Origin of the sequence: Sulfuritortus calidifontis (assembly GCF_003967275.1) — a bacterium.
GTDB classification, from domain to species: Bacteria; Pseudomonadota; Gammaproteobacteria; order Burkholderiales; family Thiobacillaceae; genus Sulfuritortus; species Sulfuritortus calidifontis.
Genome location: NZ_AP018721.1, coordinates 1,094,968 through 1,116,501 on the forward strand (window position 1 = coordinate 1,094,968; position 21,534 = coordinate 1,116,501).

The 21,534-nt window shown below is 65.1% G+C and carries 21 protein-coding genes; 15 read left to right on the forward strand and 6 right to left on the reverse strand.

The genetic code is table 11. The features are described from left to right. Window positions 1-22: 22 nt before the first annotated feature. The 4 genes from EL388_RS05735 to EL388_RS05750 all read right to left on the reverse strand — a co-directional run bounded on the left by EL388_RS05735 (window position 23) and on the right by EL388_RS05750 (window position 5,370). The gene (locus tag EL388_RS05735) at window positions 23-1,564 is read right to left on the reverse strand and encodes a bifunctional aminoglycoside phosphotransferase/ATP-binding protein (RefSeq protein WP_126464022.1); all 1,542 of its coding nucleotides are present in this window, start codon (window positions 1,562-1,564) and stop codon (window positions 23-25) included. A 46-nt stretch (window positions 1,565-1,610) separates the two neighbouring features. After that, window positions 1,611-2,678, reverse strand: coding sequence for an ABC transporter ATP-binding protein (locus EL388_RS05740; protein WP_126460902.1), 1,068 nt, complete (start codon window positions 2,676-2,678; stop codon window positions 1,611-1,613). Continuing rightward, entirely contained in the window at window positions 2,665-4,257 is a 1,593-nt protein-coding gene (locus tag EL388_RS05745) for an ABC transporter permease (RefSeq protein WP_232019195.1), read from the reverse strand. The genes EL388_RS05740 and EL388_RS05745 overlap by 14 nt, the downstream gene beginning before the upstream one ends. Before the next feature lie 105 nt (window positions 4,258-4,362). Further along, window positions 4,363-5,370, reverse strand: a complete 1,008-nt coding sequence (locus tag EL388_RS05750) for a Fe(3+) ABC transporter substrate-binding protein (protein WP_126460907.1) — start codon at window positions 5,368-5,370, stop codon at window positions 4,363-4,365. A 112-nt stretch (window positions 5,371-5,482) separates the two neighbouring features. Between EL388_RS05750 and hemP the strand changes: the two genes are divergently transcribed. The 10 genes from hemP (at window position 5,483) to EL388_RS05800 (ending at window position 14,597) form a co-directional block, all read left to right on the forward strand. Further along, window positions 5,483-5,680 carry a hemin uptake protein HemP gene (gene hemP / locus EL388_RS05755; protein WP_126460910.1) on the forward strand — a complete coding sequence of 66 codons (198 nt, stop codon included), beginning with the start codon at window positions 5,483-5,485 and terminating at the stop codon, window positions 5,678-5,680. A gap of 81 nt (window positions 5,681-5,761) precedes the next feature. Continuing rightward, window positions 5,762-7,114, forward strand: coding sequence for a carbohydrate porin (locus EL388_RS05760; protein ID WP_126460912.1), 1,353 nt, complete (start codon window positions 5,762-5,764; stop codon window positions 7,112-7,114). Window positions 7,115-7,131: 17 nt separating this feature from the next. Next, a complete protein-coding gene (locus EL388_RS05765; protein WP_126460915.1) occupies window positions 7,132-7,431 on the forward strand; it encodes a hypothetical protein in 300 nt (99 codons plus the stop codon). Beyond that, complete coding sequence (locus tag EL388_RS05770; protein ID WP_126460918.1) at window positions 7,428-8,108, forward strand: energy transducer TonB; 681 nt, start codon at window positions 7,428-7,430, stop codon at window positions 8,106-8,108. Before EL388_RS05765 ends, EL388_RS05770 begins: the two co-directional genes overlap by 4 nt. Before the next feature lie 2 nt (window positions 8,109-8,110). Then, complete coding sequence (locus EL388_RS05775) at window positions 8,111-8,833, forward strand: MotA/TolQ/ExbB proton channel family protein (RefSeq protein ID WP_126460921.1); 723 nt, start codon at window positions 8,111-8,113, stop codon at window positions 8,831-8,833. Then, a complete protein-coding gene (locus EL388_RS05780; protein WP_126460924.1) occupies window positions 8,833-9,255 on the forward strand; it encodes an ExbD/TolR family protein in 423 nt (140 codons plus the stop codon). Before EL388_RS05775 ends, EL388_RS05780 begins: the two co-directional genes overlap by 1 nt. Window positions 9,256-9,343: 88 nt before the next feature. Then, complete coding sequence (locus EL388_RS05785) at window positions 9,344-11,566, forward strand: TonB-dependent receptor (protein ID WP_197721829.1); 2,223 nt, start codon at window positions 9,344-9,346, stop codon at window positions 11,564-11,566. 56 nt (window positions 11,567-11,622) lie between these two features. Further along, on the forward strand, window positions 11,623-12,306 hold the full coding sequence (locus tag EL388_RS05790) for a Fe2+-dependent dioxygenase (protein WP_126460927.1): 684 nt from the start codon (window positions 11,623-11,625) through the stop codon (window positions 12,304-12,306). Then, complete coding sequence (locus tag EL388_RS05795) at window positions 12,306-13,379, forward strand: alpha-hydroxy acid oxidase (RefSeq protein WP_126460930.1); 1,074 nt, start codon at window positions 12,306-12,308, stop codon at window positions 13,377-13,379. The genes EL388_RS05790 and EL388_RS05795 overlap by 1 nt, the downstream gene beginning before the upstream one ends. Window positions 13,380-13,427: 48 nt before the next feature. Then, entirely contained in the window at window positions 13,428-14,597 is a 1,170-nt protein-coding gene (locus EL388_RS05800; protein WP_197721830.1) for a cytochrome-c peroxidase, read from the forward strand. Between the two features lie 79 nt (window positions 14,598-14,676). Here EL388_RS05800 and EL388_RS05805 read toward each other — a convergent pair whose 3' ends face one another. Together EL388_RS05805 and EL388_RS05810 are read right to left on the reverse strand one after the other, a co-directional pair. Then, window positions 14,677-15,360 (reverse strand): hypothetical protein, encoded by a 684-nt coding sequence (locus tag EL388_RS05805; RefSeq protein WP_232019196.1) that lies wholly within the window; start codon window positions 15,358-15,360, stop codon window positions 14,677-14,679. Continuing rightward, a complete protein-coding gene (locus EL388_RS05810; RefSeq protein ID WP_126460932.1) occupies window positions 15,329-15,805 on the reverse strand; it encodes a C40 family peptidase in 477 nt (158 codons plus the stop codon). The genes EL388_RS05805 and EL388_RS05810 overlap by 32 nt, the downstream gene beginning before the upstream one ends. A gap of 111 nt (window positions 15,806-15,916) precedes the next feature. Here EL388_RS05810 and EL388_RS05815 point away from each other — a divergent pair, with 111 nt between their 5' ends. The 5 genes from EL388_RS05815 to EL388_RS05835 all read left to right on the forward strand — a co-directional run bounded on the left by EL388_RS05815 (window position 15,917) and on the right by EL388_RS05835 (window position 21,531). Next, window positions 15,917-16,555 (forward strand): DUF6781 family protein, encoded by a 639-nt coding sequence (locus EL388_RS05815; protein ID WP_126460935.1) that lies wholly within the window; start codon window positions 15,917-15,919, stop codon window positions 16,553-16,555. 13 nt (window positions 16,556-16,568) lie between these two features. Next, a complete protein-coding gene (locus tag EL388_RS05820) occupies window positions 16,569-18,242 on the forward strand; it encodes an ABC1 kinase family protein (RefSeq protein ID WP_126460938.1) in 1,674 nt (557 codons plus the stop codon). Between the two features lie 82 nt (window positions 18,243-18,324). After that, on the forward strand, window positions 18,325-19,125 hold the full coding sequence (locus EL388_RS05825; RefSeq protein ID WP_197721831.1) for a carbonic anhydrase: 801 nt from the start codon (window positions 18,325-18,327) through the stop codon (window positions 19,123-19,125). 23 nt (window positions 19,126-19,148) lie between these two features. Beyond that, on the forward strand, window positions 19,149-20,231 hold the full coding sequence (gene serC, locus EL388_RS05830; RefSeq protein WP_126460941.1) for a 3-phosphoserine/phosphohydroxythreonine transaminase: 1,083 nt from the start codon (window positions 19,149-19,151) through the stop codon (window positions 20,229-20,231). 118 nt (window positions 20,232-20,349) lie between these two features. After that, window positions 20,350-21,531, forward strand: coding sequence for a phosphoglycerate dehydrogenase (locus EL388_RS05835; protein ID WP_126460944.1), 1,182 nt, complete (start codon window positions 20,350-20,352; stop codon window positions 21,529-21,531). The last annotated feature ends 3 nt before the right edge of the window (window positions 21,532-21,534 follow it).

Consider the following 21,534-nt stretch of genomic DNA (forward strand, 5'->3'; position numbering starts at 1 on the left):
CATCAGCGGATGTACAGGTCTTTTAAAGGCTTGGTTTGGTTTTGTCTTCGAGCAGGCTGGCCAGGCGTGAAGGCCACTCGGCCGATGCCTCGGCGCGGAAGACGGCGACCCGTTTGGACTCCGCGGCGGTGAACGGCTCGACGGCCTGAAGCTGGGCCTCAAGCACGGCGAGGTCGGCCTCAGAGGCGTCGTCGGCCCGGGCCATGCGCTGCTGCACGCGCTGGCGCAACAGGGGCTCATCGGCCTGCAGGTCGAGGATACGCAGCGGCAGTCCCCTGGCCTCGGCCAACGCGACGAAGGGTGCGCGGTGGGCCTGCTTGAGGAAGGTGGCGTCGACGATCACGCGGTAGCCGGCCTGCAGGAGCGTTGTCGCCAATTCGAGCAGGTTCTGGAAGGTGCGTGCGCTGGCCGCCTCGGTGTAGATGCCGCCTTCGATGCGGCGGCTGTCGTCCAGGGCGTCGAGGCCGAACAGGCGCTTGCGCTCGACATCGGAGCGCAGGCGCACGGCGCCGAAACGCTCCAGCGCCATTTGCGCCAGCCAGGTCTTGCCCGAGCCGGAGACGCCATGCATGAGAAAGAGCGCGGCCGGCTGCGGCTGGGCGAGCGTCTCGGCCAGGGCGAGGTAGTCCGGCAGTTCGCTCGCTGGGCTTGGCTGCTGACGCGCCCGGATGGTCGCGACCTTGGCCCGGACCATGGCCCGGTAGACGAGATAGAAGCGGAATACGTCGAGCCCGGTGTAATCGCCGGTGTGTTCGAGATAGCGGTTGAGCAGGCGCCAGGCGAGGTCGGGCCGGGCGCGATGCATGAGGTCCATGAACAGGAAGGCCAGCTCGCTCAGCAGGTCGATCCAGCGCAGGCCGGGGTTGAATTCGATGCAGTCGAAGATGAGCGGTGCATCATTGACCCAGGCGATGTTGCCCAGATGCAGGTCGCCGTGGCATTCGCGGATGGCGCCGGCGCGCTTGCGTTCGGCCAGGCGTGGCGCCAGGCGCTGGCCTTCGCTCCGGGTCCAGGCCTCCAGGGCATCGAGCCGGCCCAGCAGGCTGCACTCGGGCTGCAGGGCGCGAATCTGGGCGAAGTTCTCCTGGGCGGGTTGCAGCACGGCGGCCGGTTCGCCGTAGGGGCTGTCGGTGGAGGCAGCGGGCAGGCCGCGGTGGAAGCGGGCGATGACATCGGCGATGGCATCGACCTGCGCTGCGCTGATTGCATTTGCCCGGTCGAGCGTGGCCTCGGGCGGGAAGGCGCGCATGCGCACGGCCCATTCCAACACGGGCCCAGCGCCGCCGATGCGGGGCGCCGCCAGGCTGCCGGTGACGGGGACGACGTCGAGATAGATGTCCGGCGCCAGCCGGCGGTTGAGCCGGATCTCCTCCTCGCAGAAATGCCGGCGTTTTTCCAGCGTGCTGAAATCGAGAAAGCCCAGGTCGAGCGGTTTTTTCAGCTTGTAGGCGAACTCGCCCGCGATCAGCACCCAGGAGATGTGGGTCTCGATCAGGCGCACCTGGCCTGCCGGATGCGGGTAGGCGTCTGGCGCGAGCAGACCGGCGATCAGGGCAGGGGGCATGGCAATCGACGAAGACACACGCCTTCATCATAGCTGCCGGGCGTTTTTATTCCTGGCTGCGGAAGGCGATCACGTGGTCGATGTCGAGCCGGATGCCGATCTTCTCGCCGATGGCGTGGTTGTGGTGCGAGGGCACCAGGGTGAGCACCCGGTGGCCGGTGGGCAGGCGCAGGGTGTAGAGGAACTCGGCGCCGCGGAAGGCCTTGCGCTCGACCTCGGCCTGCATCGGGCTGGCATCGTCGTGCAGGATGTCGTCGGGCCGGATCAGCACATCGACCTTGCAACCCTTGCCGCACACGGCGCAACCGCCGCTGCTGGCGCACTCGCCCGGGATGCGGCCGTCGAGCACGCCCAGTTCGATCTCCACCTGCTTGTCGCTCAGCACCTGGCCGGGCAGGAACACGCCCTGGCCGATGAAGTCGGCGACGAAGCGGTTGGCCGGCTCGTGATACAGGGTGTAGGGCGCGGCCCACTGCTGGATCAGGCCGTCGTTCATCACCCCCACCATGTCGGCCATGGCGAAGGCCTCGTGCTGGTCATGGGTGACCAGGAGCGCGGTGATCGCCTCGTGCTTGAGGATGTCGCGCACTTCGAGCGAGAGCTTTTCCCGCAGCTCGACATCGAGGTTGGAGAAGGGCTCATCCAGCAGCAACAGCCGCGGCCGCGGCGCCAGGGCGCGGGCCAGGGCCACGCGCTGCTGCTGGCCGCCGGAGAGCTGGTGCGGATAGGCCCCGGCCTCGCGGGCCAGGCCCACGAGGTCGAGCATCTCCTCGATCCGGTTGTTGCGGTCGGCGGCCGGCAGATGGCCCAGGCCGAAGCCGACGTTGGCCGCCACGCTGAGATGGGGGAACAGGGCGTAGTCCTGGAACACCAGGCCGACCCGACGCTTTTCCGCCGGCAGGCAATGGCCGGCCCGGGCGATGACCTCGTTGTCGAGATAGATGGCGCCGCTCTTGATCTGCTCGAAACCGGCGATCAGGCGCAGGGCGGTGGTCTTGCCGCAGCCGGAGGGCCCGAGCAGGCAGCCGATCTGGCCCGCTTTCAGGGTGAAGGAGACGTCCTTGAGCACCGGCTTGCTGCCGTAGGACTGGGCGACGTGTTCAAGTGTGAGCATGTTCGGTGTGCTTGATCAGCCAATAGGTCGGCAGCAGGCCGACCAGGACGATGACCGCCGCGGGCAGGGCGGCGCGCTCCCACTCGCCTTCGGAGGTCATCTCGAAAACCCGCACCGCCAGGGTGTCCCAGCCGAAGGGCCGGGTCATCAGGGTGATGGGCAGTTCCTTCATGATATCGACGAAGGCCAGGGCCAGGGCGGTGAGCAGACTGGCGCGCAGCATGGGCAGGTGAATGCGGGTCAGGCGCCGGCGACCGACCACGCCCAGGCTCTGCGCCGCCTCGTCGACCGAGCGGGTGATGCGGGAGAGGCCCGACTCGACCGGGCCGAAGCCGACCGCGAGGAAGCGGGCGCAATAGGCCAGCAGCATGATCAAGAGCGTGCCGGAGAGGACCTGGCCGTCGAGGCGGAAGAAGGCGATGAGCTGGTTGTCCAGCCAGGCCACGGGGATGAAGATGCCCACCGCCAGCACCGTGCCGGGCAGGGCGTAGCCCAGGGTGGCCAGGCGCGCGGTCAGGCGCATGGCCGGGGTCGGCCGCAGCCTTTGGGCATAGCCGAGCACCAGGGCGAGAGCGACCACGATCAGGGCGCCCAGGGCCGAGAGCAGCAGCGAGTGCCAGGCGAAGCCGAGATAGCGGGCATCGAAATCCTGGGCATAGACGCCCGCCGCCCAATCGGCGATCTGGAGCACGGGCACGACGAAGGCCAGGCCGAAGACCCCGGCCGACCAGGCGAAGGCGAGCAGCGCGCCGCCGCCCCTGAGCGCGATGCGCGCCGGAATCTGGCTCGCCCGGGTCGATGCGGCATAGCTGCGCCGGCTGCGCGCGAGGTTTTCCAGCACGGCCACCACGAACACGAAGAAGATCAGGATCGAGGCGAGCTGGGCCGCGGCCGGCAGCGAGAACATGGAGAACCAGGCCTTGTAGATGGCGGTGGTGAAGGTGTTGTAGTTGAACACCGAGACCGTGCCGAAGTCGGCCAGGGTCTCCATCAGGGCCAACATGACGCCGGCGGTGATGCCAGGCCGGGCCATGGGCAGCGCCACGCGGAAGAAGGCGCGCCAGCGCGGCACCCCGAGCGACTGCGCGGCTTCGGTCAGGCGCGGGCCCATGCCCTGGAAGGCGGCGCGCGCCGTGAGATAGACGTAAGGGTAGAGCGCCAGGACCATGACCAGGATGACCCCGGCGCGCGAGCGGATCGGCGGCAGCCAGTGGATGCCCCAGCTCTCGCGCAGCCAGGTGGCGAGGGGGCCGGTGAAATCGAGCAGGCCGAGCCAGACGAAGGCGGTGACATAGGCCGGCAGGGCCAGCGGCAGCAGCAGGGCCCAGGCGAAGAAGCGCCGGCCCGGGTAATCGCAGGCGGCGGTGAGCCAGGCCAGGCTCACCCCGAGCAGGCTGACGCCGAGGCCGACCCCGAGTGCGAGCCAGGCCGTGTTGACCAGCAGCTCGGGCAGGACGTGACGCCACAGATGCTGCCAGATGACCTGGTCCGGATGCAGCAGGTGGCCGAGCAGGACCAGGACCGGGACGGCGGTGATCAGGGCGATCGGCGCTGCCGCCAGCCAGGGCGAGGCGGGCAATGAAACGAAGCGAGCGCCTGCAAGAGGCGCTCGGATCGGGCCGGTGGGAGGATTCATGTCAGGTCCGGACATCAGGGCCGGATTCTACCCTGAGCCGGCGGCACCTCATTTGTAGCCGGCACGGTCCATCAGCATCACGGCCCGGGTCTGCAGGCGGCCGGCCTCGGCGACGTTGATCAGGTTCTGGCGGAAGCTGCCCCAGGCGGCGACCGTGGGGTCGGGCTTGACCTTGGGATTGACCGGGTATTCCAGATTGACGTCGGCATAGAGGTTTTGCGCCTTGTCCGAGGCCAGCCACTCGAGCAGGCGGATCGCCTCCTGCCTGCGCTTGGCGTGCCGGGTGACGCCGGCGCCGGAGACGTTGACGTGGACACCCGCGTTCGGGGCCTTGGCATTCTGGTTCGGCCAGAAGATGGCCAGCGGCAGGTTGGGCTTCTTTTCCATCAGCCGGCCGAAGTAATAGGTGTTGACCAGGGTCACGTCGCACAGGCCGGCGGCCACCGCCTCCATGGCCTTGGTGTCGTCCGGCAGGGGATCGGTCGCCAGGTTGGCGACCCAGCCGCGCACGATCTGCTCGGTCTTCGGCTCGCCGTATTCCTTGATCATCATCGCCACCAGCGACTGGTTGTACACCTTCTTCGAGGTGCGCAGGCAGAGCCGGCCCTTCCACTTCGGGTCGGCCAGGTCTTCATAGCTGGAAAGCTCGCCCGGCTTCACCTTGTTCGGGTTGTAGATGATGGTGCGGGCCCGCACCGACAGGCCGAACCATTCATTGCCCGGGTCGCGCAGGTGGGCCGGGATGTTGGCCTGCAGGCTTTTGGAGTCGACCGGCTGCAGCAGGCCTTCCTCGGCGGCCTGCCAGAGGTTGCCGGCATCCACCGTCATGAACAGATCGGCCGGGGTGTTCGCGCCCTCGGCCTTCAGGCGCGCCATGAGCGGGCCTTCCTTGTCGGTGACGAACTTGACCGTCACGCCGGTCTCCTTGGTGTAGGCATCGAACAGCGGCTTGATCAACTGCTCGTTGCGGGCGGAATAGACCACGACCTCGGCGGCGAGGGCGGCGGTGGTGAGACTCAAGGCCAGCAAGGCCAGGCTGGTGCGGATAAGGCGCATATACAACTCCTATCAGGACAGGTTGAATCAGGGTGAGGTGATTTAATCAGAAATGAGAACAATTATCAATAGTATTGCAAACAGGAATTATTCTCATTATGATACCGCCATCATGGATCACCGCGAGAAAACCGTATCACCCACCAAGCCGGCCCATCCCGGCCGGTTGGCGCCCGAGGCGCCAGGCGGGAGCCGGACGATCGACGCCGGCAGCCTGTTCGGCACTGCCCGGGTGGTGCTGATCGAATACCGGGGCGAACGCTATCAGCTCCGGCAGACACGCAACGGCAAGTTGATCCTGACCAAATAAGCATTACCCCAGCGCCAGCCAAAGGGCTTCTCCGCCCTGGTAGCCAGCCGGATACCTGGAAACCGTAAGTAAGGAGAAGTCATGTTCAACCACAAGCTGCCGGCGCTCTGTCTGATGGGTTGCCTGGCCCTGCCGGCCCAGGCCGCAAGCGATAGCGAACTCCTGTTGCAGGAGATCAAACGGCTGTCGGAGCGGGTGGCCCAACTGGAGGCCGAGCGCAGTGGCGCTGCGGCCGTGGGAAATAACAGCTTGGCCGAGCGCCTGGCGCAGGTCGAAAGCCGGGTCGGCGCGCTGCAAAAACCGGTCGAGCGGCTCGAGGCCGTGCAGGGGATTGCCTTCGGGGCCGGGCTGACCATGGTGGCGCAGGACGCGCTGGGCGGCGAGGTGCGCGGCAGCCGGAGCCAGGCCAATTACCGTGCCGACATCGAGGTCACTCTGCCCGGCGGCATGATCGGTCCGGCCCAGGGTGAGCTGTTCGCTCATCTGCGGCTGGGACAGGGTAAAGGCCTGAGCCTGGCCAACCCGAGCTATACGGCCACACCCAATTCCACGGTCTTCGAACTGCACGATGGCGATTCGGCCGCCCTGCTTGCCCAGGCCTGGTATCAGCTGACGTTGCCGCTGGGCGAAGCGCAGACCGGCACCTCGGCCCGGATGGAGTTCACCGTCGGCAAGCTCGATCCCTTCATTTTCTTCGATCAGAACGCCATCGCCGGGGACGAAACGACCGCCTTTCTCAACCATGCCTTCGTGCACAACCCGATGTTGGATTCCGGCGGCGATGTCGGCGTGGACCTGCACGGCTTCACCCCGGGCATCCGCCTGGCCTATCGCCAACCGGGCCTGCGCAACGATTACTGGCAGGCCTCGCTCGGCCTGTTCGGCTCGGGGCCGGGCGCCTCGTTCGAGGGCAGCTTCGACAAGCCCTTCGTGATCGGCCAATTGGAGGCCGGGCAGGAGTTGGGCGCCGGCCTTGCCGGCAGCTACCGGCTCTATGCCTGGAGCAACGGCCGGGCCACTGCCTATGACGGCGTGACGGAGGAGCGCCACAGCGGTTGGGGCGTGAGCCTGGACCAGCGGATCGCGCAGCACGCCAGCCTGTTCGCCCGCTATGGTCAGTCCACTCAGGGGCGCGTGCGTTTCGATCGGGCGCTCACGGTCGGCGCGGAGCTTGCCGGTGCAAATTGGGGCCGGGCGCACGACCGGCTGGGTCTGGCGGTGGGCTGGCTCAAGACCGCCGACACCTACCGAGACGCCGACCCCGACGGCTATGGCCCCAGCGGCACCGAGCGGCTGGCCGAGCTCTATTACACCTGGCGGCTGAACGAGCAACTGGAGCTCTCGCCCGATCTGCAGTGGATCGGCCGCCCCGGCGGCAATGGCGCCGCCAGGGAGCTCACCGTGGTCGGCCTGCGCGCCAAGGCCAGTTTCTGATCGAAAAGGAGAATGCGATGCAAACGGAACAAAACGAAATCTTCGTCGCCGCCCTCGACAACCTGGTGCGTTATTCGGTCACCGGCTGCGGCCTGGCCGCCCGGCGGGCAGCCGATCTTTTGGAACGCCTGTCCGAAACCGGCGAGCTCGATGGCGACATGCGCCGGTTGTACGGCTATTTGAGTGAGATACTGGCCTCGGATATGGCCGAGCACGCAGCACCGACGCGGGCGGCGGCAACTCAAGCCGCCCGTGCCCGGGCCTGGCTGACCTGGGAATGGGCCGATGGTCTGGGGTGTCGGGGGCTCGCCGGATGAGCATGGAGCTTGATCCTGCCGGGCCGAATCGCCCGGCATCGGATCGGATCAATTGGCGTACGCTTGGTCTCGTCACGCTCTTGCACGGACTGGCCGTCTTCGCCCTGCTCAGTGCCAAGCCCGACGTCCAGGCCCGGGGCCAGGACCGGCCACTGATGGTGAGCCTGGTCGAGCTGGCGCCACCGGCGCCCAAGCCGGCCGAGCCGGCGCGGCCCCGGCCGGCTGTGGCACCGATGGCGGTGCCACAGCCGCCGATCCTGGCCGCGCCGGCGTCGACTCCGGCGTCCATGAGCGCAAGCATGCCCCAGGCCGCTGCCAGGTCCGAAATGGAAATGACAGAAGTCGCACCTGCAGCGACTGCGGCCCAGGCCGCAACGGCGGCGCCGGCGACCGTGGTGCCTCCGCGCTTCGATGCCGACTATCTAAGCAACCCGGCCCCGGCCTATCCGGCCTTGTCGCGCCGCATGGGCGAGCAGGGCAAGGTGCTGCTGCGAGTCTATGTCGAGCCCGATGGCAGCGCGGCCCGGGTCGAGCTCAAGACCAGCAGCGGCTTCGAGCGGCTGGATAACGCGGCCCTGAGCGCCGTGCGCAAATGGCGCTTCGTCCCGGCCCGCCAAGGCGACGCCGCCGTCGGTGCCTGGGTTGTGGTCCCGATTGTTTTTTCCTTGAGGAGTTGAACATGCAGCAAGACATGGGATTTGCCCATTTCCTGGGCCAAGCCGACGGCCTTGGCCAGTTCCTGTTGGTGGTGCTGGCTGTGATGTCGGTTGCCACTTGGTATCTCATCGTCGGCAAGTCCATCGCGCAATGGCGCATGCGCCGCCGCGCACGGGCCTTCCTCGCCGAGTTTTGGAACGCGACGGACATGGCCGAGGTGGCCAAGCATATCGATCGGCAGGGCGTGGGCGATCCCTTCTCCCACCTGACCCATCACGGCCTGCGCGCGGCCGAGCAATACCGCAACCGCAGCAGTTACCGCCTGGTCGAGGCCGGCTCGGCCGACGAGTTTCTCACCCGCGCCCTGCGCCGGGCTATGGAGCAAGACACCGCACGCCTGGAATATGGCCTTACTGTGCTTGCCTCGGTTGCCTCCAGCGCGCCTTTCGTCGGCTTGTTCGGCACGGTCTGGGGCATCTACCACGCCCTGCTCAACATCGGCATGAGCGGTCAGGGAAGCCTGGGCCAAGTGGCCGGCCCGATCGGCGAGGCTTTGATCATGACCGCGCTGGGCCTGGCCGTGGCCATCCCAGCCGTGCTCGCCTACAACGCCTTCGCCCGTGCCAACCGCCTGTTGCTGGCTGAGCTCGACGGCTTCGCCCACGACTTGTTCGCCTTCATGTCCACCGGCATCCGGGCCGAAGGCCGAAATGCCTTGCCACAAACCCTGGCGAGGGCCGCGTAATGGCCTTTGGCGGTTTTTCCCAGAATGCGAACAGCCGGCCGATAGCCGAGATCAACATGATCCCGCTGATCGACGTCATGCTGGTGCTGTTGGTGATCTTCATCGTCACCGCGCCGCTGCTGACCCATGCGGTAAAGGTCGATCTGCCGCGTGTTGCCAGCCAGATCGACCAGACTCCGCAGGAGCCGGTGCGCCTGGCTATCGGTCCGGACGGCGAGGTCAACTGGAACGGCGAATCGGTCTCCCGCGAGGAACTCAGTTTGCGTCTGCACACCGCTGCCAACCGCTCGCCACAGCCGGAGCTGCATATTCTGGCCGACCAGGCGGTGCCGTATCGCCATGTTGCCGAGGTGATGGCGGAGGCGGGGCGCCTGGGCCTGACCCGGATCGGCTTTGTCACCGATCCACGCTCGCCGCGATAAGTCATCATTCAATTTATGTGCCAGCCAGCTACCCGATGCCAGCCAGCCTTGAATGTCATTCAACCTGATCTGAACAAAGGAGTTGCTGATGCCACACAAGAAAAAATTCTGCCCGGGCAAAGTGGTTAGACCTGTTTTCGCCGAAGATGCCAATTCCGGCCGCAAGCCGGCCCTGTTGCCCCTGGGGGCGATGATGATGGCTGGTCTGTCGCTGTCCGCCCTGGCCGAGGAGGCGCCACGTGCTGCGACTGGCGAGCAGGTGCTGTCCACCGTCGCTGTTGAGGCAGATGTCGAGACCGAACAGGACGGCTACCGGGCCACCGTAACCCGGGTCGGCAAGACGCTGCAGGATCCGCACGACATTCCGCAGGCGGTCACTACGGTGACCAACAAGCTCATGGAAGAACAGCAGGTGGGCAGCCTGCGCGAGGCGTTGCGCAATGTGTCTGGCCTGACCTTCAACGCCGCCGAGGGTGGTCGCTCGGGTGACAACATGATGTTACGCGGCTTCTACACCTTCGGCGACATGTATCTGGACGGCATTCGCGATACCGCCCAGTACAACCGTGAGACCTTCAACCTGGAGCAGGTCGACGTGCTGCGCGGCTCGGCCGCCATGCTATTCGGCCGCGGTCAGGCCGGCGGCGTGATCAACCAGGTGAGCAAGACGCCGCTGCTCACTGACCGGCACAAGATTAGCGGCAGCTTGGGTTCGAACGAATACGGCGAGGCAACCGGCGACTTCAATAAACGCCTGGGCCGTACCAGCGCCATCCGGGTCAACGTGATGAAGCGCGACGAGGGCAGTTGGCGGGAGAACCCGGCGACCGGTGCCGAGCCTGATCTACACCGCTATGGGCTGGCTGTCAGTCTGGGGCTGGGTATCAGCACCGACGACGAGTTCATCTTGAGCCACATCCAGACCCGTACCCGGGACAACCCGGACTACGGTGTCCCGTTCGACTCGGCGACCAAGCGGCCGACCAAGAAATACCCGGCCGACTATTTCTGGGGCGTCGGTGCCAACTTCGACGACAGTGACACCAGCATGACCACGCTCAGCCACCAACACCGATTTTCGACCAAGGCCGAGCTGCGTACGCAATTGCGCTATGCCCATTACCAGCGCGCCTACTGGGCCTCGGCACCGTCCAACACCACGCCGCCAGACGCCGATGGCAACAGCCCGAAGACCCGCAAGATGGATACCGAGAATCTGACCCTGCAGTCGGATTTCAACGCCAGGTTCGATGCCCTGGGCATGAAGCACGAGTTCCTCGCCGGCTTCGAATATCTGAACGAGGACGCCACCCGCTGGAGCCTGAGTAACCTAGGCAGCTTTCCCTATTACTCGAAGAACGTCGTGGGCGCGCCGACCACCTACAACGGTGAAACTTATGCCGTCTATTTTCAGGACTCGATCGAGTTCATGCCCCAATGGAAGCTGCTGTTCGGTGTCCGGCGCGACCAGCTTGACGCCGAGTATTCCAGCCTGACCTCGCCCAAGCTGAATTTCGGCGAGTGGAGCCTGCGCACTGGCCTGTCTTGGCAACCGAGCGAGGTCAACCATTACTACCTGAGCTTCAGCGATTCCTTCAGTCCGACCGCAGACCTCTACCAGCTCTCCGGCGGTGCCTATCCGCCCGAGCGCAGCCAGGTGGTCGAGCTGGGGGTGAAGAAGCTGCTGCTCGACGGCGACCTGGCCCTGCGCGCCGCGCTCTACCGGGCCGACAAGGAGTATGAGCGCAACACCGACCTCGAATCGAGCGCGGCCATCCTGACCAACAGGCGCCGCACCGACGGCATCGAGTTCGAGGCGGCCGGTCGCATTAATGAGCGTTGGGAAGTGTTCGCCGGTCTGGCCCTGATGAACGCCAAGATCCTGGAGGTAGCGGTGAACCGCGACGGCCCGGACGCTGGCACCGACCCCGACGTGGCTGACGCTCGGCTCAAGGGCCAGAAGGCACGCAACACCCCGGACTATACTTTCAACCTCTGGACCACCTATAAGCTGGCCGGCTCCTGGAAACTGGGTGGTGGGGTCGAGGCCAAGGGTAAACGTTTGGTTTATGTACCATCGACCCAGAATGCCAATAGCCTGTTCGCCGATGGTAGGTTCACTCCCAACACGGCACCAGCCTATGTACGCTGGGATGCCATGCTCGCCTACGAGCAGAAGCAGTACACCGTTCGTCTAAACGTGCAGAACCTATTCGACAAGGTGTATTACGACGCAGTCTACGACAACGGCGGCTTCACCGTACCCGGTATCCGGCGCCGGCTACTACTTACCGGTGAGTTTAAGTTCTGACGGTTCGCCTAGCTAGGACCGGCGGCCATTTTGATTCGAGGCAAGAGGGGCAAGCAATGCTCATTACCATTGACGATGTTTTCACGCCAGACGAAGTGGCTACCGCCCGTGATCTGCTTGGTCGTTCCGTCTGGGCCAGCGGTCGCATTACCGCTGGCACCCAGGCGGCCCAAGTCAAGAACAATCAGCAATTGCCGGAGGAGGCAACGCATCTGCCGACCCTTCGCCACATGGTACTCACGGCCCTCGGCCGCAACGCCCTATTCTTCACGGCGGCACTGCCCTTGAAAATCTTGCCACCATTCTTCAACCGCTATGTTGGCAAGGCAAATTACTACGGTTTTCACACAGACAATGCCATGCGCCTTCTGCCCGAGGGTGGCGGCTATGTGCGTGCGGATGTCTCCGCCACTCTGTTTTTATCCGAGCCGGAGGAATATGACGGTGGCGAACTGATCATCGAGGATACCTTCGGTTGCCATGGCATCAAGCTCAAGGCCGGCAGCCTCGTGGTCTATCCGTCTTCTTCCATTCACCAGGTCGCGCCGGTCACGCGTGGCGTGCGCCTGGCCTGTTTCATGTTCATTCAGAGTATGGTGCGCGATCCAGGCCAGCGCCGTCTGCTGTTCGACATGGACATGGCCCTGCTGAGGCTGCGTGAGCAGGTTGGAGAAATCAACCCGGTAGTACGCCTGACAGGGGTATATCACAACCTGTTGCGGCGCTGGGCGGATTCCTGATGTCGGCGCGTATCGACGCCTTGCCGGAAGGTATCACTACCTTGGCCGATTATGAGCCGCTCGCCCGCGCCTGTCTGAACCCAACCACTTGGCATTATCTGCATGATGGCAGCGGGAACGGACTGAGTCTTGCCGCCAACCGGCAAGCATTCGAGACTGTACCTCTGATACCACGGCCGCTGGTCGATGTGCGTCAAGGGAATACGCGTCTGACCTTGTTCGGTCAGACGCTGTTGCATCCGATCCTGCTCGCGCCCATTGCCTATCAGCGCCTGTTTCATCCAGACGGCGAATGCGCCACTAGCATGGCTGCTGCCGCCCAGGGTGGCGCTATGGTGATCAGCAGTCTGGCCAGTCAGTCTATCGAGGAGATTGTTGAGGCGGGCTGCCAGATTGGTGTCGCCCCCTGGTTCCAACTCTACTGGCAGGGAGAGCGTGAGCGCACCTTACGCCTCGCCAGACGGGCCGAGGTGGCGGGTTGTCCGGCCTTGATGCTGACAGTAGACGCCCCCTTCAAGCAGTCGACGCTGGTCCTGCCTGAAGGGGTGGCCGCAGAGAATTTGGAACAGCCGTTGATGGCGGATCAGGTTCCGAGCGGACAGAGTAGAGTGTTTCAAGGCTGGATGGCCCAGGCGCCGACCTGGGATGACCTGGCCTGGTTACGCGAGCGGATTCGTCTGCCCCTCATTGTCAAGGGAGTTCTCCATCCGGATGATGCCGAGCGTGTGGTCGGTTTGGGTTGCGACGGCTTGGTGGTATCCAACCACGGTGGCCGGGTACTTGATGGTGCGCCAGCTAGCCTGTTGGCGTTGCCACCGATCCTCAGCCGGGTAGCGGGGCGGGTACCGGTATTACTTGATAGTGGTATCCGGAGCGGCTGCGATGTTTTCAAGGCGCTCAGCCTGGGAGCCAGCGCGGTGTTGCTCGGCCGCCCCTATATTTGGGGGCTGGCCTGTGCTGGCGCCTTCGGTGTGGCTCACGTGATTCGCCTGATGCGCGACGAGCTGGAGGCCACCATGGCCTTGTGCGGCTGTGCCGAGTTGAGCCAGATTGTCCAAACACGGAATTTATAGTTGTATTCAAACCACCAGGCGGTAACCGGTCATGGAGAACGGAATTTCGTGCTGAGTAGGAATCTGAAGGTTGTACGGTGGCTCGCGGTGTTGGTCACCGTGCTGGTGCCCCCTGCGGGGGCCGAGCCGGTATCCGCCAATCGCCAGGCCGTCATGGAACAACTGGGCCAGGCGATCTTTTTCGACGCCAATCTGTCGGAGCCGGCCGGTCAGGCCTGCGCCACCTGTCATGACCCCAATGCCGCCTTCACCGACCCCAACCGCGCCTTGCCGGTGTCCAGGGGCGTGCGGCCCGGCCGGCTGGGCAGCCGCAATGCGCCGACGGCGCTGTATGCGGCCTTCAGTCCGAAATTCCATTTCGACAAGGAGGAAGGCCTGTATGTTGGCGGCCAGTTCCTCGACGGCCGGGCCGCCGATCTCGAGCAGCAGGCCGAGGGGCCTTTCCTCAACCCCCTGGAGATGGCCAATCCGGACAAGAAGACCGTGGTTCGGAAGCTGCGCCGCGCCGCCTATGCCCCGCTGTTCGAGCAGGTGTTCGGTCAGGGCGCCTTGAACCAGGTCGACCGCGCCTACCGGCACATGGTCGAGGCGATCGCCGCCTTCGAGCGTACGCCGCGCTTTGCCCCTTTCAGTTCCAAATACGATGCCTATCTGGCCGGTCAGGCCAGTCTCACCGAGCAGGAGTTGCGCGGCCTTAAGCTGTTCGAGGACGAGAAGAAGGGCAACTGCGCCGCCTGCCACCCCAGCCGGCCCGGCCCCCAGGGTGAGCCGCCGCTGTTCACCGACTTCACCTACGACAATCTGGGTGTGCCGAAGAACCCGGACAATCCCTTCTACCGATTGCCCAAGTCGCTCAATCCGGCCGGCCGGCACTTCGTCGATCGCGGCCTGGGCGCGACGGTGAAGAAACGGTCGGAGGATGGCAAGTTCAAGGTGCCCACCTTGCGCAACATCGCGCTGACTGCGCCTTACATGCACAACGGCTACTTCAACACCCTGCGCGGGGTGACCCTGTTCTACAACGATCGCGACACGCGGCCGCGCTGCAAGCAGGCGCTGCCCGAGGCCGAGGCGCTGCGGCAGAACTGCTGGCCGGCGCCCGAGGTGGCGGCCAACGTCAACCGCGAAGAACTGGGCGATTTGAAGCTCACCGACCAGGAGGTCGACGACATCGTCGCCTTCATGCGGACCCTGACCGACGGCTGGCGGCCGGAATAAGAGCCATTTTATGAGACAGGCTCTAAGACCAGGGCGGTCAATCCGGAGACGGGTCTCGGCGCCCGCCTGCGGCGGGCGATCAGGGTTCGGGCACGCGCTCGAACTGCAAGGCGGTATTGAGGATGCCTTCGAACAGGGCCTCGTAGCGGACCTGGCCCGGTTCCTGCCAGACCCGAAAACCGGTTTGCGGGGCGGGTTGGCTGCCGGCATAGCGCAGGTCCTTGGCATCGAGCCGCACTTGCAGGCTGACCCGCATCGGATAGAAGCCGTCGAGAAAGCGCCGCATGTAGGGGCCGTTGTGCAGGGTGAAGCGATCGGCGCGGACGATCTCCAGGGCCCGGGTTTCGGCCCGGATGCAAATCGAGGCGCCCTTGCCGGTCTCGCGCAACTGGATGCTGGGGCCCTCGACCCAGGCCTGGCCGATACCCTGATGGCGGGTGATGGCCAGCCGGCGGATGCGATCGGCGTTGTAGACGATTTGGCTGCGCGGGAAGGCGTCGAGGTGCTCATGACACTGCTCGAGCTTGACCCAACCGGTCTTCAGGCTGTCGGGCCGGATGCGGATGTGGTTGTGCAGATGATGCACCGGCTTGTCCGGCGCCTGTTCGAGGAAACGCAACTGCCCTTCGTTGACCTGGTCGATGCTCTTCCAGAACAGCTCTTCCTCGCTCGTGGCCCAGGCCCAGGCCGGCGCGAGCCAAAGCAGGCCGAGCCCGACCCCCGCCCTGAATCTATTGCGGTTGGACCAGACGGCGCGCGCCATTGAAGCGTTTGGCCCAATAACCGTCGTCCAGGTTGGAGATGGTCACCTGCTTTTCCCGCCGGCTGCTGGCGTGGACGAACTTGCCGTCGCCGGCATAGATGCCGACATGGGAGAACGGCCGCTTCAGGGTGTTGAAGAACACCAGATCGCCCGGCTTGAGATCGGCCTTGGCCACGGCCTCGCCGTTCTGGCTCATGGCCTTGGCGCTGCGCGGCAAGGCGATATCGGCGCCCTGCTTGTAGACATGGCGCACCAGACCACTGCAGTCGACGCCCTTGTCCGGGCTGCTGCCGCCGAATTTATAGGGAGTGCCGAGCAACTTGAGGGCCTGCAAAAGCGGGGTGGTCTGTTGCCGGATGTCTTCGGAGAGGGAATCTTCCGCCCGGCTCGGGGCGGAGCAGATCAGTACGGCAAGGCAAAGCAGGGTGGCGAAGCTGCGTCGCATGGATGACTGCCTGGTGTCGACCCCGAGATTAAGCCAGCCCGGATCGATCTTGTCTAGTATTAAAACCGTAAGGGCGCATAATGCGCGGCGACGACAGCAAAGGAGATGATGATGGGCGATGAAAACGTGCAAGACGTGCTGGAGCCGGTGCGCCAGGCGGCCAGCGAGGCGGAGAATCTGCGCGCCCGGGTGCGGCAGTTGGTGACCGATGCCATCCTCAAGCGCGAGGCCGACCCGAAGGCGATCAAGGCGGTGATGCAGGCCGCAGTCGATGGCCTTGGCAGCGGCCTGGCCCAGCGCGGCAATCACGCCGGCGAAGCCTTGAAAGAGGCCATGGCCGGCCTGGACGAGGCGGTGGCCAAGTCGGTCTATGCGGTGAAGATGGCAGTCGAGGAAGCCTGGGGCGAGGGCAGGCAGTTTGCCGACGCGGACCTGCGTGCTGCGCTGGAGGCGGTGAAGAATCTTGAAGACGACCTGGTCGGCACACTGAAGAATACGAGCGAAAAGACCCAGGGCCTGCTGAAGACCGAATTCGACAAGCTGCGCGAGCACCTCGCCCGTACCGGCACCGACACCGGCAGCCAGGTACGCGACACGGTCAGCGTCTTGAGCAACAAGCTGAATGCGGTCGCCTCGGGTTCCGCCAGCGAGGCCAGGCAGACCGCGCAGGAGGCGGCCGGCCGCCTGGCCGCGGTGACTTCCGGCATCCTGCGCGGTCTGGCCGACGCCATCGATCAGAAAATGCGCTGATCCGTCCGGCACCATGCTGAGGGAAACGCTCTCGGTGGTGCGGGATCTGCCGCGCCTGCAGGAAATCGCCAGCGTCCTCATCCGCTACGGCTGGGGCGATGCGGTGCGCATCCTGGGCCTGAGCCACATCCTGGAACGGGCCGGTCGCCTGCTGCACTGGCAGACCACGAATGAGATCACCCAGCTCGATCTGCCGGTGCGCATCCGCCTGGCCTTGACCGATCTCGGGCCCACCTTCGTCAAGCTCGGCCAGGTGCTGGCTACCCGGGTCGACATGTTTCCCCCGGCCTGGATCGAGGAATTCGAGAAGCTGCACAACCGGGTGCCGGCGGTGCCGTTCGAGCTGGTGCGGCCGGCCCTGGAGCGCGCCTTCGGCGGCGATATCGATCAGGCCTGTGCCAGTTTCGAGCGGGAGGCCTTTGCCGCCGCTTCCATCGCCCAGGTCCATCGTGCCGCGCTCAAGGACGGTACCCCGGTGGTGGTCAAGGTGCGCCGGCCCGATATCGTGCCCAAGATCGAGGCGGATCTGCGCATCCTCACCCACTTCGCCCGCCTGGTCGAACTGGAGATGCCGGAATCGCGCCGCTACCACCCGGTGCAGATCGTGCAGCAGCTGCGCCGCTCGCTCATGCGCGAACTCGATCTCATCAAGGAGGCGCGCAACATCGACCGTTTCGCCAGCAATTTCGCCGGCGATGAAACCGTGCGGGTGCCGCGCGTGCACTGGCAGTATTGCAGCGAGGAGGTCAACGTCCAGGACGAGCTGCAGGGCGTGCCCGGCAGCGATCTGGCGGCGGCCCGGGCGGCCGGGCTCGATCTTGGACTGCTCGCCGCGCGCGGCGGCGATGCCGTGCTCAAGATGATCCTGCTCGACGGCTATTTCCACGCCGATCCGCATCCCGGCAACGTCATCTATCTGCCGGGCAACGTGGTGGGCATGATCGACTTCGGCATGGTCGGCCGGCTCACCGAACGGCGGCGCGAGCAGCTGATCGACTTTCTCAATGCCCTGGTGCTGAAGGATGCCGAGGGCATGCTCAACGTCCTTACCGTCTGGGCGGGCGACGCCGAGGTCGACGAGGAGAAGCTGGCCTACGACATCGACGAGCTGGTCTTCAGCTACGACAACCTCTCGCTCAAGGACATCCAGATCGGCCCGCTGTTGTCCGAGATCACCGCGCTCATGCGCGAGAACAACCTGGCCCTGCCGCCCGATCTCACCCTCTTGTTCAAGGCGCTGATCACCCTGGAAGGCCTGGGGCGGCAGCTCACCCCCGAATTCCACATGGTCGACCACATCGAGCCCTTCATCAAAGAGGTCTACGCCCGCCGCTTCACGCCGGGAGCCTTGGCCAAGCGGGCCCGGCACGGTCTGCGCGAGGTGATGGACGTGGTCATGGGGCTGCCGCGCGATCTGGCCCGGCTGTTTCGCCAGGCCCGACGCGGCAGTCTGCGCATCGACCTCGACCTCAAGCGGCTCGACCACTTCGGTCTGCAGCTCAACCAGGCGGCCAATCGGCTGACCATGGGCATCCTCACCGGCTCCCTGGTCATCGGTTCCTCCATCATCATGACCGTGCCCGACGCCCCGGCGGGCCTGAGTTTTCTTGGCCAGCTGGGCTTTTTCCTGGCCTTCGCCAACAGCGTCTGGATCCTCTATTCCATCTGGCGCTCGGGCAAGGACTGATTCGGCCCGGCGCCGCTTTGCCGTTTTGGTTAAAATGACCGCTTTCTGCCGGTAGGCCAAGCTTGGCCGGAAAGGGGAGCGCATGAAAAAGGGGATTGGGCCGGTTTTACTCATGCTGATGCTGGCCATGCCGGTCTGGGCGGCCGAGGCGTCGGCACCGGCCGAGGCCGACCAGGAGCGCATTCGTCAGGTGGTGAAGGAGGTGCTGCGCGAATATGCCTCCAGCCTGGGCCCCAAGCACCTGAACGCCGATGCCAGGGGCCTGATGCAGAACCTGGGTCAGGACAACCGCAACTTCATGCGCACGCACAAGCCGGCCTATTTCAAGCCTTTCGTCGACGGTCAGCGCCCGCGCGCCACCGTGCTCACCTGCGCCGACTCCCGGGTGCACAGCCATGCCTTCGACGCCACGCCGGACGGCGACCTGTTCATGGTGCGCAACATCGGCAACCAGATCGCCACCGCCGAAGGCTCGATCGAATACGGCGTCAACCACCTGCATACCCCGGTTTTGTTGATCGTCGGCCACTCCGCCTGCGGCGCGATCAAGGCGGCCGCCGGCGATTACAGCGGCGAGTCCGGCCCGATCCGCAACGAGCTGGATACCCTGCAGGTGCCCAAGGGCGAGGCCGGCATCAACAGCGTGGTGCTCAACGTGAACAACCAGGTCAAACGGGCCATGGCCAAGTTCGAGGAGAAGGTGATCAGCGGCGAGCTGATCGTGGTCGGCGCGGTCTACGACTTCCGCGACGACCTCAAGCAGGGCCAGGGCAAGCTGGTCATCGTCAACGTCAACGGCGAGACCGACGCCCGGAAGCTCGCCCAACTGGAAATCGTGCAGGCCACGGAACAGGCCGCGCCACGGCCGCGCCGCAGTTACTAATCAAGCAAGGCAGAAAGGGCATCATGGAACGCATCTACAACTTCAGCGCCGGCCCCGCGGTGCTGCCACGGGAAGTCCTCGAACAGGCGCGTGACGAGTTGGTCAACTGGCAGGGCTGCGGCATGTCGGTGATGGAAATGAGCCATCGCGGCAAGGAGTTCATGGGCATCGCCGCCCAGGCCGAGGCCGACCTGCGCGAGTTGATGGCCATCCCGGCCAACTACAAGGTGCTGTTCCTGCAGGGCGGCGCATCGAGCCAGTTCGCCATGGTGCCGATGAACCTCTTGCGCGGCAAAACGAGCGCCGACTACCTGAACACCGGCGAGTGGTCGAAGAAGGCGATCAAGGAGGCCAAGCAATACGGCGCGGTCAACGTGGTGGCCTCGAGCGAGGACAAGAACTTCAGCTACGCGCCGACCCAGGACCACTGGCAGCTGGACCCGAACGCCGCCTATGTGCACTACACGCCGAACGAGACCATCGGCGGGGTCGAAATCTTCTGGACACCCGACACCGGCGACGTGCCCCTGGTGGCCGATATGTCGTCCACCATCCTGTCGCGGCCGATGGACGTGAGCCAATACGGCCTGATCTATGCCGGCGCCCAGAAGAACATCGGCCCGGCCGGCCTCACCATCGTCATCGTGCGCGAGGACCTGATCGGCCAGACCGTGCCCGGCACCCCGACCATGTTCGACTACCAGATCCACGCCGACAACGACTCCATGTACAACACGCCGCCGACCTTTGCCATCTACATGGCTGGCCTGGTGTTCAAGTGGATCAAGGCCCGGGGCGGGCTCAAGGCGATGGAGCAGCACAACATCGCCAAGGCCAACGTCCTGTATGACTGCCTGGACGCCAGCGGCTTCTTCCATTGCCCCACCGCCAAGGACAACCGTTCGCGCATGAACGTGCCGTTCACCCTGAAGGATGCCGCGCTCGACGAGGAATTTTTGAAAGGCGCCAAGGCGCGCGGCCTGCTCCAGCTCAAGGGCCATCGCTCGGTCGGCGGCATGCGCGCCTCGATCTACAACGCCATGCCGATCGAGGGCGTGCAGCTCTTGGTCGAGTACATGAAGGAATTCGAAAAGCAGCATGGTTAAAGCAATGCCGCAGATCGACACGATATCCCCTCTATGCCATTTAGGCTGCTCCCCCTCTGGAAGAGGGCAGGGGTGAGGGAGCGCTCATGACCAAACAGCAGCTATCGAGGTCTCCGGCATGAGCGCCAAGGCCCGGCGCATCCTGACGCTCAACGCCATCTCCCGGAAGGGGCTGGCGCGCCTGCCCGAGGGCTATGTCGTCGGCAACGACGTGGCCGAGCCGGACGGCATCCTCGTCCGCTCGCACGCCATGCACGACATGGCCATCCCGGCGAGCGTCATGGCCATCGGCCGCGCCGGCGCCGGCACCAACAACATCCCGGTGAAGCAGATGTCCGAGCGCGGCATCGTGGTGTTCAATGCCCCCGGCGCCAATGCCAACGCAGTGAAGGAGCTGGTCATCGCCGGCATGATCATGGGCGCGCGCAACCTCGCGCCGGCCCTGTGCTTTGTCAGCCGGCTGGAGGGCGATGCCGAGCGCCTGCATGAGCAGGTCGAGGCGGGCAAAAAGCAGTATGTCGGCCACGAACTGGCCGGCCGCACCCTGGGCGTCGTTGGCCTCGGCGCCATCGGCTCGATGGTGGCCGATGCCGCCATCCGCCTTGGCATGCATGTCATCGGCTTCGACCCCGAGATCACGGTCGAGGCAGCCTGGCGCCTGCCCGCCCAGGTGAAGAAGGCGGCCAGCGTCGAGGATCTGGTCAAGCACGCCGATTTCGTCAGCCTGCACGTACCTTTTCTGCCGGCGACCCGTGACCTGATCAACGCCGAGCGCATCAACTTGATGAGGAAGGGCACGGTGCTGCTCAACTTCGCCCGCGACGGCATCGTCAGCGAGCCGGCGGTGCTCGATGGCCTGAACCAGGGCAGGCTGCACGCCTATGTCTGCGACTTCCCGAGCAACCTGCTCAGGCAGCATCCGCGCTTCGTCGCCCTGCCGCATCTGGGCGCCTCGACCGAGGAGGCGGAGGAGAACTGCGCGGTGATGGTGGCGGAGCAATTGGCCGACTACCTGGAAAACGGCAACATCCTCAATTCGGTCAACTTCCCCAACATCAATATGCCGCGCGAGTCGACCTGGCGCCTGGCCATCGCCAACGCCAACGTGCCCAATATGCTGGGCCAGATCTCGACCGCCTTGGCCGGCGCCGGGCTCAATATCCACAACATGCTGAACAAGTCCAAGGGCGACCTGGCCTATACCCTGGTCGATGTCGACAGCGCCGTGCCCGAGGCCGTGCTCCTGGCCCTGGCCGGCATCGAGGGCGTGCTCAGGGTGCGGTACCTGCCGGCGGAGTGAAAG